10 protein-coding genes and 1 pseudogene are annotated in these 14,094 nt (G+C 73.3%); 1 reads left to right on the top strand and 10 read right to left on the bottom strand.

What is annotated here, in order from left to right:
- Nucleotides 1–141 precede the first annotated feature (141 nt).
- The 10 genes and pseudogenes from ABTZ03_RS38770 to ABTZ03_RS38725 form a co-directional block, all read right to left on the bottom strand.
- Nucleotides 142–1,131 carry a terpene synthase family protein gene (locus tag ABTZ03_RS38770; RefSeq protein WP_350517917.1) on the bottom strand — a complete coding sequence of 330 codons (990 nt, stop codon included), beginning with the start codon at nt 1,129–1,131 and terminating at the stop codon, nt 142–144.
- A complete protein-coding gene (locus tag ABTZ03_RS38765; RefSeq protein ID WP_350517916.1) occupies nt 1,128–2,489 on the bottom strand; it encodes a cytochrome P450 in 1,362 nt (453 codons plus the stop codon). Before ABTZ03_RS38765 ends, ABTZ03_RS38770 begins: the two co-directional genes overlap by 4 nt.
- Entirely contained in the window at nt 2,486–4,126 is a 1,641-nt protein-coding gene (locus ABTZ03_RS38760) for a prenyltransferase/squalene oxidase repeat-containing protein (RefSeq protein ID WP_350517915.1), read from the bottom strand. The genes ABTZ03_RS38765 and ABTZ03_RS38760 overlap by 4 nt, the downstream gene beginning before the upstream one ends.
- Nucleotides 4,127–4,176: 50 nt before the next feature.
- Nucleotides 4,177–5,259 carry a polyprenyl synthetase family protein gene (locus ABTZ03_RS38755; RefSeq protein WP_350517914.1) on the bottom strand — a complete coding sequence of 361 codons (1,083 nt, stop codon included), beginning with the start codon at nt 5,257–5,259 and terminating at the stop codon, nt 4,177–4,179.
- Between the two features lie 127 nt (nt 5,260–5,386).
- Complete coding sequence (locus ABTZ03_RS38750) at nt 5,387–6,745, bottom strand: cytochrome P450 family protein (RefSeq protein WP_350517913.1); 1,359 nt, start codon at nt 6,743–6,745, stop codon at nt 5,387–5,389.
- Complete coding sequence (locus tag ABTZ03_RS38745) at nt 6,742–7,356, bottom strand: GTP-binding protein (RefSeq protein ID WP_502894738.1); 615 nt, start codon at nt 7,354–7,356, stop codon at nt 6,742–6,744. Before ABTZ03_RS38745 ends, ABTZ03_RS38750 begins: the two co-directional genes overlap by 4 nt.
- Nucleotides 7,331–7,708 (bottom strand): DUF742 domain-containing protein, encoded by a 378-nt coding sequence (locus ABTZ03_RS38740; protein ID WP_350517912.1) that lies wholly within the window; start codon nt 7,706–7,708, stop codon nt 7,331–7,333. The genes ABTZ03_RS38745 and ABTZ03_RS38740 overlap by 26 nt, the downstream gene beginning before the upstream one ends.
- Nucleotides 7,705–8,136, bottom strand: coding sequence for a roadblock/LC7 domain-containing protein (locus tag ABTZ03_RS38735; protein WP_350517911.1), 432 nt, complete (start codon nt 8,134–8,136; stop codon nt 7,705–7,707). The genes ABTZ03_RS38740 and ABTZ03_RS38735 overlap by 4 nt, the downstream gene beginning before the upstream one ends.
- A 2-nt stretch (nt 8,137–8,138) precedes the next feature.
- Nucleotides 8,139–9,509 (bottom strand): ATP-binding protein, encoded by a 1,371-nt coding sequence (locus tag ABTZ03_RS38730; protein WP_350517910.1) that lies wholly within the window; start codon nt 9,507–9,509, stop codon nt 8,139–8,141.
- A gap of 721 nt (nt 9,510–10,230) precedes the next feature.
- Nucleotides 10,231–10,326, bottom strand: a pseudogene (locus ABTZ03_RS38725) (helix-turn-helix domain-containing protein); the annotation flags it as partial.
- Nucleotides 10,327–11,047: 721 nt separating this feature from the next.
- Here ABTZ03_RS38725 and ABTZ03_RS38720 point away from each other — a divergent pair.
- The gene (locus tag ABTZ03_RS38720) at nt 11,048–13,975 is read left to right on the top strand and encodes an AfsR/SARP family transcriptional regulator (RefSeq protein WP_350517909.1); all 2,928 of its coding nucleotides are present in this window, start codon (nt 11,048–11,050) and stop codon (nt 13,973–13,975) included.
- The last annotated feature ends 119 nt before the right edge of the window (nt 13,976–14,094 follow it).

Here is a 14,094-nt window from a genome sequence, read left to right as displayed (position 1 = left end):
TGGTGTCGCGCCGCCCCGCTCCCGAACTCCCCCCCGCCCGCGTCGCGCGCGCCGCGCGCCCCCCCCAGCGGCGCCATCACCGCCTCGCGCGTGTCCCGGCGCCCGGAACGCGCCTGTCCATGGGCTTCGCCGAGGGGGCCGTCAGGAGACCCGGTAGCGGGCGTGCTCGATGTGCCAGACGTACGAGGAGGCGATGGACCGGAGGGCTCCCACGTGCTCGCGGAGCGCGCCGTCACCGGTGCCGGTCAGTTCGGTGATGAGGGCGCCGGCCCTGGTGGCACGGTCCTCGCACATCCGGGAGGCCAGTCGGAAGGCCTCGTCGAGGCCGCAGGCGTGTTGCCGCATCAGGAGGGTCGGCAGGCTCAGCGGCGGCGGGCCGTCGTGGGCCGCCTCCTTCCGGTAGGAGGCGAGGTCGTTGATCCAGCCGGCGAGGTCGGCGACGGCCGACTCCAGCTCCCGCAGCGCCGCCGACTCGCGCTGCCGTTCGGTCAGTTCGTAGCCGAGCGCCACTTCGGCGGCCGCCATGACGGTCCGCACGAAGACCGTGTGCGGTCGCATCGCGCGGTAGTCGGCGAGGCCGACCGGGTCGGGTCCGTCGAGGTGGTGGGCCTCCCAGAGGATGCCGAACAGGTTGTCCCGCAGGTGCGTGGTGAGCCGCAGGTAGCGCGTGCCGGGAGCCCGTTCCCGGAGCCGGGCCAGGAGGTCGCGCAGCGCGGCACCGAACACACCGGTGTCGCCGGGCGGTTCGCCGTGACCGGCCAGCAGGTGGACGCACTCGCCGATCCGGCGGACCAGGCCGGCCGGGTCACGGGCTCCGGCGGCCTCGCCGTACGTGTCGTCGAACGCGGTGAGCCACAGCAGGAGGTCGGCGCAGAGGAAGAGGCCCTCGCGGTCCGCGGTCGGGAAGGTGCGCGCCATGCCGTGGCCGGTGATGTTGCACAGGGCCTTCAGCTTGCCCGGGGAGCCGACGAGCGGGAAGGCGCCGAGCCACTCGGTGGTCTGCCGCTCGATGTCGTGGGCGTGGGGGCTGACGGCGAAGGGTCCGGGAAAGGTGTGCCCGAGGTCGGGCATCGGCAGGGCCGGTGGGGCGGCGGGCTGGGCCGGCTGGGCCGGCTGGGCGGTGTCGGTCATGCGGTCCTCCCCGCGTGGGCGTGCCGCCGGCTCTCGACGACCACCTGGAGCGACGAGGGGTGGACGGTGATCTCGCCGATCGGCCGTACCGCGTCGGGGCGGGTCGGCCGCAGCCGCCAACGGGAGGCGATGACCGCCGTGATGACCATCGCCTCGGTCGACGCGAACGCGTCCCCGATGCACATGCGCTTGCCGGAACCGAAGGGGATGAAGGCCCCCTTCGGCGGTTGGGGGCGCTCCGGCAGCCAGCGGTCGGGGTCGAAGCGCTCCGGATCGGGGTACAGGTCGGGCTCCCGGTGCAGTGCGAACGGACTCCACACCAGGTCCGCCCCCGCCGGCAGTTCGACCGGGCCGAGGCGCACGGGCGCGAGCGCCTGCCGGGTCACCAGCCAGGCGGGGCTGTACAGCCGCAGGGTCTCGTTGAGGAGCCTGCGGGTGAAGGTGAGCCGCCCGAGGTGCTCCGCGGTGACCGGCTCGCCGGCGAGTACGGCGTCGAGCTCCTCGTGGAGCCGGTGCTCCAGGTCGGGATTGCGGCCGAGTTCGTAGAACAGCCAGGCCACCACGACCGCGGTGGTCTCCGATCCCGCGGCGAGCAGTCCGGTGATCTCCGAGAGGATCTCGTCGTCGGCGAGCGGCTGACCGTCGCCGTCCTCGACGGTCAGCAGCAGCGACACCATGTCGTCGTAGGCGTCCGGGGTCGCCCGGTGCTCCGCCAGGATCTCCGCGACCGCGGCACGCAGGAGGCCGTTGGCCACCTTGACCTGCCGGTTGCCGCGGGTGGGCAGCTTCTCCAGCACGGACACCGGAAGCAGGGCCCGCCGCAGTGCGGCCGTGAAGACGGTGTCGACGCTCTCCAGGATCGCGTGGGCGGCGCCGCTCTCCGGGGTCGACGAGAACAGCGCCGACATGACGACGTTCTGGGCCATCAGCTGCATCTCGGCCTTCAGGTCGAGCTCGGCCCCCGCGTGCCAGCCCGCGACGGTCGGTGTCACGGTCTCCCGCATGGAGTCGACGTAGCCGCTGATCTTCTCCCGGTGGAAGGCGGGCTGCAGTTGGCGCCTGCGGTGCAGGTGCGGCTTGCCCTCCGCGACCGGCAGCGCGTCCTTGCCGAAGAGCTTGAGCTTCTCGAAGAGCAGCCCCTTGGAGAACTGATCGGCCTTGCTGGTGAGCATCTCGTGGATCAACTCGGGCGAGTTCACCACGGTCACCGACTTCGGGCCGACGGTGATGCGCACGACGGGCCCGTGCGCGCGCAGGCTCTGGATGAACGCCAGGCGGTCCCTGATCAGCGGCACGGCGTGGCCGAGGAGCGGCAGTCGCCCGGGAGCGGTCGACGGTGTCCGGAGGTCGGCGGTCACGGGCGTGCTCCTTGCAGGTGGGCGCCGGGGGCGTGGCCCGCGGCAGTGGCCCGTCGATCCGCCGAGTCGTGCCGGGCGCGCAGGAGTTCGCGCGCTGCGAGCACCTCGGCCTCGATCATCGCGCCGGGCGCGTACAGGGTCTTGTCGTGCCAGAGGGCGGGGTGCCGGTGTCCGGGGGCCGCCGTCGACTCCAGGAAGAGCGCGGCGCGGTCCAGGGCCTGGTCGTGCCGGGGCCGGCGTGAACGGGCGGAAGCGCACAGGAGGATCTGCACGGCGTAGGCGGTCTCCTCGGCGGTGCCGCCCCAGATTCCCCAGGAACCGTCCTCGCGCTGGGTGTTCAGCGTCCAGGTGGCGGCCGCGTCCACCGCCGCGCCGGCGCGGTCGCCGCCGTGGCGGGCGAGCGCGGTCACGCACCGTTCGGTGGCGTAGTAGGGGGAGGCGTGCCACTTGTCGTGCCAGTGCCCCTCGGGCTGCTGCACGTCGACCAGCCACTCGGACAGCTGGTGGATCCGGGGGCGGTGGCCGGGCCCGGCGTCGGGACGCAGCCGGAGGTGGCCGTCGAGGGCCTGCAGGGCGTGGGCGTTGGCGGTGACCGAGCCGGTGTCCTCGCCGACGTAGCAGTCGTAGTGGCCGCCGTTGTGGAACAGCTCCAGCGGCGCGGGGTCGTACGGCCGGCCCACGAGCGAGGCCACCAGCACGGCCATGGCGGTGTCGTCGGCGTCCACCATGAGGCCGGGTGCGCCGCGTACTCCCGCGGGGTCGTAGATCCGGTCGACCCACGAGCGGACGGTTTCCACGGCGGCGGCGGGCAGTCCGGCCCGGGCCAGTGCGGTGGCCACCCAGAGGCGTTCGAAGACGAGGATCGGGGCCGCCTCGGGGAAGAGGCCGTCGTAGCGCTGGGCGACGGCTTCCAGGTCGGCGATCGCCCGGGGGACGGCGGCGGGTGCGACGGCGGCCACCGCGGCGGTGGCCGCCGGTGAGCTGCCCAACAGGCCCGCCGCCTCGGGTATCTCGGGTATGAGGTCCTGCGGCAGGTACCCGGCCACGCCCTCGAAGGTGTGGTGGAACTTGACCGGGAGGCGACCGGCCGACGCGTACTTGCGCGCCACGTAGGCGGGCGCCGCCTCGTGGTAGCCGTGCGGGACCGCGAGCCGGGGCCCCGCGTGCCAAGGCCCGAGCCGGGGCAGTCCGGCGGCGGCGGCCCGCTCCAGGTGCTCGTTGATCCCGGCGACCAGACCGGGCACCAGGATCTCGGCGGCGGCCGTGTCCGGCCACGAACAGTCCGTCGGCAGCGCGCGCAGGGCGGCGAGCCCCCGGTCCGCCGCCGCCGCGAGCCGGGCGCCGTCCTGCGCGGACGCGGTGCCCCGGAGCAGGACCGCCAACGCGGCCTCCACCGCGCTGAGCGTCGGGAGCAGCCGGTACGGTTCCGGTCCCTCACCCCAACTGCCGTCGGGCGCCTGCTCCGCCAGCAGGTGGGCGAGGCGGCGGGACTCCCCGGGCAGCCAGGGCGCCGCCGAGGTGACCCGGGCCGTCTCGTACAGGGAGGGGCGGACACTGCCCCAGTCGTCCCGGTCGACCCGGGCCACCAGGGCACCGGCCCGTTCGGCGTAGGTCCTGTGGGTCTGGGTGGTGTTCACGGAAGGGTGCTCCCCCTGGCTGGCTACGGTGACTGTTCGTCGTCGGTCGGTCATCTCTGCCTCGCCGTCGCGGCCTCGGCGAGCCGGCGCAGACCGAGGGCGGCCGCGGCCGGGAACGGGGCCCGGTCCAGGGCGGTGCGGGCGGCGTCGTACCGTGCGCTGATCATCTCCTCCACGGCCTGCCGGGCACCGGTGGCTTCGAGGACCTCGCGTATCTCGGCGGCCTGTTCACCGGTCAGGTCGCTCCGGCCGACCAGGCGGTGCAGGGTGCCCGACTGGGCGGGCGTGGCCCGTTGGACGGCGAGTGCCATCAGCACGGTGGCCTTGCCCTCGCGCAGATCGTCCAGGACCGGTTTGCCGGTCCTGGCGGGGTCGCCGAACACTCCGAGCAGGTCGTCGCGCAGCTGGAACGCCTCTCCCAGCGGTATGCCGAAGGCGGTGCACGCGTCGAGCACCGACGGGGCGGCCCCGGCCAGTGCGGCCCCGATGTGCAGCGGCCGTTCGACGGTGTACTTGGCCGTCTTGTACCGGATCACGTGCAGCGCGGTGTCGACGTCCCCGGAGAGCCGGCCGGTGCTCCGCAGGTCCAGGAGCTGGCCGTACATGACCTCGTTGCGCATGGCGTGGACCAGGGGCAGCACCCGGGCCAGCTGGCCCGGGTCGAGGCCCGCGGTGTGGAGGAGCTCGCTGGACCACACGAGGGCCAGGTCGCCCAGCAGGACGGCCGCGCCCAGCCCGTAGGCCTGCGCCCGCTCCTGCGGGCCGCCGTCGGTGGTGTAGGCGGTGGCGAGCGCCCGGTGGGCGGAGGGTGTTCCGCGCCGGAGGTCGCTGTTGTCCATCACGTCGTCGTGGACCAGGGCGAACGCCTGGAAGAGTTCGAGGCTGGCGGCCGCGCGGACGACGGCCGTCGGCTCGCCCGACGCTCCGCCGGCGTGCCAGCCGTAGAGGCACAGCACGGATCTCAGGCGTTTGCCGCCGAAGAGCAGGGTGCGCAGGGTGTCGGTGAGGTGGAGCACCTCGACACCGGGCGGGTCCTCGGCCTTGGCGTGCAGGAAGCCGGTGAGAGCCGCGTCCACCTGCTGCCGTAGCGAGGTGAGGTCGGGCGGAGCGGTCTGGGCGAGCGTGTCCGTCATCGGATCCTGGGTTCCTTCTTCGGTCGGTGGCCGTCGCGGTGGTTTCCGTCTGGACAGAACGAGGACACGGGTTCCCGGCGGCGCGCGGTGGTGGTGGCGTCCGCCGCCACCACCACCGCCTGCGGCGTTAGGCCCTCGCGGCGAGCGGGCCCGCCGTCGGGGTCGGCGTCGGGGCCGCCGTCGGGGCCGCTGTCGGGGCCGGCGCGGCGTCCGGCCCGGCGTTCGGTCCGGCGTCCGGGCCGGAGTCGGCGGGGCTCCGGCTCCAGGGAGTCGCTCCCTCGGCGTCGGGGGCCAGCGGGGTGAAGCGGGCGGGGAGCGCGGTGAGGGTGCGGTGGAAGGGGCCCTCGCGGTAGGTCAGTTGCTCGACGGGGACGGCGAGTTCGATGTCCGGCAGGTAGCTGGTGAGCCTTTCGATGGCGGCGGTGGCGATGAGCAGGGCGAGGTCACGGGCGGGGCAGGCGTGCGGACCGGCGGCGAAGGCCAGGTGCGCCTTGGTGCCGGAGCGGTAGCCGTCGGTCGGGACGCCCGCGTGCGGACAGGTGTTGGCCGCGGCGTACGAGACCATGACCGGTGAGCCGGCCGGCAGGTGGGTGCCGTGGAAGGTCAGGTCCCGCTTGGGGAAGTGGAGGCTGTAGTTGGCCAGCGGCGAGTTCTGCCACAGCGCCTCGTGGATGGCGTGCTGGATCGGCAGGCTGCCGGTGGTGAGGGTGCCGAAGTAGCGCGCGTCGCTCAGCATCCGGACACAGGTGTTCGCGATGAGGTTCGACAGCGGTTCGTTCCCGGCCCCGAGGGTGATCAGGATCTGGTTGACGGCCTCCTCCTGGTTCAGGCCGTTGGGGTGGTCGATGAACCAGGAGGTCAGGTCGTGGCCGCGCTGTTCGGCCTTGGTCTGGTAGAGGGTGCCGAGGTACTCGCCGAAGGCCTGCCCACCCGCGGCCTGCCGCTCCGGGTCGGTGTCGACCATGGCCGCGAGGGCGTCCACCAGCCGGGGGCCGTACTCGTCCGGCATGCCGAACAGCCTGTTGAAGACCATCAGCGGCAGTTGCCGCGCGTACTGGCCGACGAGGTCGACCGTCCCGCTGTCGGCGAACCGCTGCACCAGCGTGTCGGCGAAGCGGAACGTCACCATGCGCACGTCGTGGGGGTCGAGCAGCCCGAAGCTGTCCGTGATCACCTTGCGCAGGTGCGCGTGGTACTCGCCGTCGGCGTAGAAGAGGCTGTCCCGCCACTCCACATTGGGCCTGATCGGGCTGGACAGCGGCACCTGGGACAGCCAGCCGCGGGTGTCCTTGGTCCAGGTCTCGGCATCCTGGAGGAGGTCCAGCGCGGCCCGGTAGTCGGTGACCAGGTGGACCACGACCCCGGGGGCGATCTCGGCGAGGCCGACGGCACCCTGGAGGCGCAACAGGTCGTAGCTGCGCTGGGGGTCCGCGGCGTGCTCGGCACCGTACAGGGGCACCGGCGCCGCGGCGGGTATCTTCGTCACGCTTGTGCTCCAGCGAGGGACAGGGAGTGGGCGGTCAGCTCGACCAGAGCGGTGAGGCTGCTGTTCTTCACCCGTGCGTCACAGGTGACCAGGGGCGTGTCCGGGGCGAGGTCCAGTTTCGAACGCAGCAGCTCCAGGTCGTAGTCGGGGGACTCGGGGAACACGTTCACGGCGACGGCGTACGGCAGACCGTGCTCCTCGATGAGGTCCATCACCTCGAAGGACTCGTCCAGGCGCCGGGTGTCGGCCAGGACCAGCGCCCCGAGCGCCCCGTGCGCGATGCCCTCCCACAGCGGCAGGAACCGCCGCTGGCCCGGCGTCCCGTACAGGTACAGGACCACCCGGTTGCCGGGCAGGGTCAGCCGGCCGAAGTCGATGGCCACCGTGGTGGTGCTCTTGTTGCGCAGCCCGACCAGGCTGAGGTCGTCGGTGCCGACCGCGGCGTCCGTCATGACCTCGTCGGTGTGGAGGGTCGGAATCTGCGACAGGGTTCTGATCGCCGTCGTCTTGCCGACCCCGAGCGGGCCGGTCACCAGGATCTTGACCCTCCGGTGGTCCCGCTCGGGCAGGTAGACGGGACGCGGGTCAGACGAGGAGGGCGCGGAGTCCACTCAACACCTCTTCCATTACTTCCTTCGACGGGCGCCCGGCGTTCGAGGGGGCGAGGGCATCCGGGAGCGGCACGGTGGCCTTCAGGTGGCCGTCACTGACGAGTTGTTCGGCGAGCACCAGGCTGACGCTCACCGGTAAGCCGAGATAGCCCGCCACCTCGATGACGGTGAGGGCGCCACCGGTGAGCAGCCGGACGACCCGCTGGTGCACGGCGGTGTGGTAGGAGGCGGGCGGAACGCCCGTGGCACGCAGGGCAGTCAGCGAATCGAGGGTGCTGCGGGCCGGAAGGCTGCTGCTTCCGGTCGCCAGGTAGGAGGGCAGCAGCCGTCGTTGTTGCTGACCGCGGCTCACGCGCCGGCCTCGGTGCCGCGGCGCGGAACGGACATGACCTGCTCGCCGAGCTTCTTCGCCTGCCGGGCCATCGTGTGGGCGACCACGCCCATCGGCATCTCCTCGTCGCCGGCGGCCGCGATCAGGGTGTTGGTACCGGCGCCGGCCGGCATGACCATGTAGGTGCCGAGCGCGTTCACCGCGGTGACGGTCTGGATGGGAAGGTTCTCGGCCGCGCCCAGGGCGGTGTTCGTGGCGGCGCGGGCGGCGGCGTGCATCGCGGCGGTCATCGCCGCTATGCCGTCCGCCTCGTCGACCGTGAGGTTCTGGGACCTGCCCTGAACCATCCCGTCGAGGGTCATGATCAGGGCGTGCCGCACGCCCCGGATCTCGGTGATCGGGTTCAGGTACCAAGCGGACTGGTCCGCTGCGGTGAGGTTCTCGGGCACGGTCACTGCTCTCCTTCGGGATCGGTCTCGTTACGGCCGCTGGTGTGGCCCTCCTGGAAGGCGGCCCAGATGTTGCGCTCCCGCTCCGGGTCCAGCGCCCGCGGCGTCGAGGTCGCGGTGCTCGGGGCGGGCGTCGCCGTGGCGGCGCGACGGCGACGCTGCGGCAGCTCCGGCGCGGCCCCCGCCGCGGTCGGCGCGGTCGGCGCGGGAGCCGGCGTGCCCGGGTCGGCCTGGCCGGCCGGGGCCGGGCGCTGGGCGACCTGGGGCGCCACTACGGGCAACGGCGCCATCGCCGACGGCGGTTCGACCTCCTCGTCGATGGAGGTCAGCAGGTTCGGGGGAACAGACACCACAGCGCGCACCCCGCCATAGGGAGAGGGATTGTCGATGGAGACGTGGAAGCCGTAGTCGGCGACGAGACGGCCGATGGCGGCGAACCCCTGGGACGGCGGGTCGCCCAGTTCGGTGAGCATCACTTCGCGCTGCTCACCGGAGACCAGCCGGACACCCCGGCCGAGGGCCTCCGAGGTCATGCCCTTGCCCGCGTCGTCGACCGTGATGCAGACGCTGCCGTTCCCGGTCTGGATCAGGCTGACCTCCACGGCGAGGTCGTCGCGCGAGTGCTCCAGCGCGTTGGCCATGAGCTCGGCACAGGCCACGGCGACGGGCTCGGCCGCGCGCCCGACGATGCCGAGGTTGGAGGCCCCGAGCCGAGAGTTGATCTTGACGCGTTCGAAGCCGCGCAGTCGTGACGAGGCACCCTGCACGAGCTCCACCAGGTAGGTGTTCTTGCGCACGTGGCCGGGCCAGGCGCCGCACACGATCGCGGTCCGCTGGATGAGGCGGAGGTTCTGCTCGTTGAGGTGGTCCGTGGCGAGCAGACGCTCCGTCAACCGCCGCGGTGCGCTGAACTCGTTCTGCAGGGCCTCGATCTCCGTCTGCAGACGGTACGACAGCGCCTGGGAGTCCTGGCTGGTGCCGCGCAGGGCCGCCCGGGCGGCGGCGTCCACCCGGCGGCGCTCCTTGAGCACGACGCCGGTCACCAGGTCGATCACGGAGTCGACGAGCTCTGCCTCCGTCGACCCCGCCAGGCTCTCGTGGCGCAGCCCCGGGACCGGGTGGTGGGAGCTGATCAGGTGCAGGGCGAGGGCGGGAAGCCGCACGGAGTGCAGGTGGCGCACCTCGTCCTGGAACTCCGCCGCGCGGGCCGCGGCGTCGTCCGCGCGGGATTCGGCGGCCTGCCGGTCCCGATCGGCGGCCTGCCTGCGCTGATCGGCGGACTGCGCCAGCGCTTCGGCGGACTTCAGGGAAGCCGCCAGCGCCCGGTTCTGCCGGGCGAGTCCCCGGCGTGATCGCGCCAGTACTGCGGCCACGACGGCTATGAGAACGGCCAGGGCGCCTAGCCCGAGGGCCAGTTCTGATTGGGATGTCACGAGGGAGCGGTCCTAGGGGTAGTGGTCGGGCCTCGATCGGCAACTCCGCGCAGGGCCCGGGGTCAGGAGCGGGCGCAGGCCTGCGGGAAGCTGCGGGCAGTGGAGAAGACGCGAACATCCCGGAAACGTGCGGAAGTTGTGCGGTACTCTTGGGCAGGGATGATGTACCGGCCGGGCGGTGGCAGAGGCGGCTCGCACCGAGGCGCTGCTCGCAGCGGCGCGGCCGGCGCGATGGTCCGTCAGGAGACCCCCGGCTGACGGACCGGCCGTTCGCCGACGAATCGGCAGTCGCCGGTCCCGACCTGGCCGCCGCACAGTACCTGCTGTCGATGCTGGGGAATCAGGTCCATCAGAACTCCGTTGAGGGCAATGGGAAGTCAGGCGGATCCAGGGCTCGCCGAGCACTGTCAAATCTCGGCAACACCATGCCAAAGTGCTGGACAGCTTACGCGAACTTGATCTCTTCGTGCAGCCCGGCAAGGGTGGATTGCATCGCACACCGCCCGGCCGCCCGTCCGCCCGAGGTCGTCGCCGCCGCGATGGACGCCGGGAGCACCGCCGCGAGGCAGCCGCCGCAGGGCCCCGACTTCCTTCCGGCCCGACACGGACCGGTTCGTGGGCCGCGGTCGTCGGAACGTCAGGTCCGCGGCGTGCCGGCGGCCTACCAGTCTCTGGGGGAGATGCCGTAGGCCGCGCGGAAGGCGCGGCTGAAGTGGCTGGAGTTGGCGAAGCCCCAGCGCCGGGCGACCCCCGCCACTCCGAGTGGAGTTCCACCACCACCCCCGGGTGGAGCGACGGGTACCACCGTCGGTCCACCCGGGGGTGGTGGTGGGGAGCTCGGCCACGACACAGCCTTGCGGTATGGAATCTCCGCGCCCGCGTGCCCGTCCTGCTCGCCGACTCCCGCGTCGCCGTCCGCTGTGTGGTCCGGCGGGCACCGCGCCGTGAAGGCCGGTCCGGTCGTCGGTGGCTTTCCCGCCCGCGGCGGACGAATGCCGACGTCCATGACCCGGCCGCGGCCCGGGATATCGGCCGGGGTGGCGGGAATGTCTGCGAAGTCCTCGAAGTCCCTGTCCGGGCTTCCCTTTTCCTCGTTGGCAAACCGCCGGAAGCCCGGGATGCGCCGGCGGAGGGGGGTCCGGGGGGCTTCGCGGTCGCCGGGCCCGACGCTCCGGCAAGGGCTTTCACCTGCGGTTCCAGCCGTTCGGGGCGGGGGCGGGAGGCATCGAATCGGGGGCTATTGGCCGCCGGTGGACGTGCGCGGATTTCGCGGCGGGGGGTGTTCCAAAAGAATGGCCGTGACCTGGTGAAAGGCGCCATCCGGTGTGATAAACAGTCCTCAGTTTGACAAAAACACTAGTGAGGCGAGACGGAGGGGGCCGTCGGCGCCGGCCATGGAGGGGGTGTGGGGATCCGTGGGAGAGAACATCCGGTTCACTGTGTTGGGCGGCGTGCGGGTCATCCGAGGCGAGGCCAGTATGGCCACCGGAGCACCCCAGCAGCAGGCGTTGCTCGGGGCGTTGCTCCTTCGCTCGGGGCGGGCGGTCTCCGCCCACGAGCTGATCGGTGCGATCTGGGGGGAGGCGGCGCCGGACTCGGCGCTGTCGAGTCTGCGCACCTACGCCTGGCGGCTGCGGCGGATCGTGGAGGACGACCGCACCACGCCCAAGCGGCTGGTCTCGTTGCGGGACGGCTACCAACTGCTCATCGAACCGTCCTCGGTGGACGCGGTGCACGCCGAGGCGCTGGCCACCGGCGCCGTTCGGGCCCGGGACACCGGTGACGAGGCGGCGTGCGGCCGCCTGCTCGCCGAGGCCCTCGCGCTCTGGCAGGGCGAACCGCTCGCCGGCGTGCCCGGGCCGTTCGCGGAGCAGCAGCGTTCCCGGCTCACCGCGCTGTGGCTGACGCTGATGGAGGAGCGCTTCGACCACGACCTGCGCGGCGGTCGGCACGAGCTGCTGATCCCGGAACTCATCGCGTTCACCCATGAACACCCCATGCAGGAAAGACCGTACGGCTTCCTGATGCGGGCGCTCTACGCGACCGGGCGCCAGGCCGAGGCCCTCGCCGTGTTCGGCCGGGCCCGGCACGTGCTGGCCGAGGAGCTGGGCATCGACCCCGGGCCCGAGCTCGGCACCCTGCACGAGCGGATCCTCGCCAGCGACCCGATGCTGCTGGCGGCACCCCGGGCGCGGTCAGCCGAGCACACCCCGCCGCCCGGGAGCGGCGGCGAACCCCCGCTCAGACCCGGCCCGGACTTCGCCGTTCCCGCTCAATTACCTGCCGACACACCGGACTTCACCGGGAGAGCGGCCCAGGTGGCGGCACTGGCCGTCGTCCTCGGCGAGCCGGACCGGGTGTCCGTGCCGGTCGCGTCCATCACCGGCATGGGCGGCATCGGCAAGAGCACCCTGGCCGTCCGGGCCGCACACCAGGCCGTCCGGCACTTCCCCGACGGGCAGCTCTACGTGGACCTGCGCGGCAACAGCCTGGAACCGGCCGACCCCGGGACCGTCCTCGGCGGCTTCCTGGCCGCGCTGGGTGTTCCCCCGCAGGGCATCCCGGCCGGGACGGAGGACCGGGGCCGGCTGTTCCGGAGCACCCTGAGCACCCGTCGGGTCCTGCTGATGCTGGACAACGCGCGCGACCCCGCACAGGTGAGACCCCTGCTGCCGGGCTCGGTCGAGTGCGGCGTGATCGTCACCAGCCGGGCGAGACTCGCCGGGCTTCCCGCCGGTACCCACCTCGACCTGGACGTCTTCGACACGGACGAGGCGCTGGGACTGCTGCGGGAGGTCGTCGGGCCCCGGCGCGTCCTGGACGAGCCGGAGGCCGCGGGCGAGCTGGTCGCGCTCTGCGGCCACCTCCCGCTCGCCGTGCGGATCATGGCCGCCCGCCTGGCCGCCCGGCCCCGCTGGACCATCGCGTCCATCAACGACCGACTCGCCGACGAGCGGCTGCGGATCGGTGAACTGCGGGCCGGCGACCTGGCGGTGGCGGCCGCCTTCGAACTCGGGTACCACCAGCTCACCCCCGCGCAGGCCCGGGCCTTCCGGCTGCTCGCCCCGGTCGCCCGGGCCGGCATCGGCCTGGAAGCCGCCGCCGTGGTGCTCGACCTCGACCCGTACGACGCCGAGGACGTGCTGGAGTCGCTGGTCGACGCGGCCATGCTGGAGGCCCCGCTGCCCGGCCGGTACCGCTACCACGACCTGGTCCGCTCCTTCGCCCTGCAGCTCACCACCGTCCGCGCGGACGACGACCGCGGCAGCGGGGCGGGTGCCGCGGCGCTGCGCCGGCTGCTCGACCACCTGCTCGCCGGGGCCTGCGCGGCCTTCCAGAGCATGGTGCCCGGGGACCCGGTGGGCGCCGTGCTCGGGGCGGGCACCACGCCCCGCCCGGCCTTCGGCACGCTGGCCGACGCGCGGGCCTGGGTGCAGTCCGAGTTCGACTGCGCCACCAGCGCGGTCGCGCTGGCCGCCGGGGGCGCCTTCGGCCGGGACCCGGGGATGCTGTGCACGGCCGTCGACCTGCTGGTCTCGCTCACCCCGTTCAGCGGGGACGTCGCGTACGGCCAGCTCGCGGCGGTGGCGCGGACGGCGGCGGAGACCGCGGCGCTCCAGGGCAACGACCAGGCGGAGGGGCGGGCCCGCTTCGTGTGCGGCAACGCCGCCCTGCACTCCACCCAGCTCGCCGAGGCGGAACTGCACGCCCGGCTGGCGACCGACGCCTGCCGGCGGGTCGGGGACAAGGTCATCCTGCGCCAGCTGCTCAACGACCGGGGCCTGATCGCGCAGTTCCAGCAGCGGTACACCGACGCGGTCGACTACTACGACCGGGCGATCGAGCTCGCCCGGGAACTCGGCCACCGTTCCGGTGAGTTGGTGACCATGCTGAACGCGGCCCACGCCCGGCTGCGCAGCGGACTGCCGGAGCAGGCGGTGGCCTCCTGCGAGCAGGCGCTGGTCGACCTGCACGCCATGGCGGACCCGCACGGGATCTCGTACGCCTGGTACGTGCACGGCATGGCCCTGCACGAGGCCGGGCGGTACCCGGAGGCCGTCACCAGCTACACCAGGTGCCTGGACATGTGCGTCTCGGCCCGGATCCGCGGGCGGGAGGCACAGGCCCGGTTCCGGCTGGCGGAGACCCAGCGGGTGCTGGGCTCGCTCGACGCGGCCCTGGCCGAGGGCGAACGGGCGCTGGCGCTCTGCGAGGAGCTGGGGATCGAACGCGACCGGGGGAACGCGCTGCTGGTCATCGGACAGGTACTGGGCGACCTCGGGCGGCCCGGTGCGGGGCTGGCCCAGGCGCAGGTCGGGCAGGCCCTCTTCGCCCGGCTCGGCCTGCCGGAGGCGGACCAGGCGGAGCGGCTGGTGGCGAAGCTCGCGGCCCTCGTGGAGGCCTGAGCCCGCCCCTGGAGCGGGCCCGTGGAACGGGCGAGCGGCCCGGCAGGACGCTGCCGGGCCCCCGGCCCCCCGCCCCCCCCCCGCCCCCCCCGGCCCCGCCCGGGGGGGGGGACTACGCC

Origin of the sequence: Kitasatospora sp. NPDC096077 (assembly GCF_040303245.1) — a bacterium.
GTDB lineage: Bacteria > Actinomycetota > Actinomycetes > Streptomycetales > Streptomycetaceae > Kitasatospora.
Note: the sequence above shows the minus strand (reverse complement) of the source record. Positions and strands in the feature narration are given on the sequence as shown.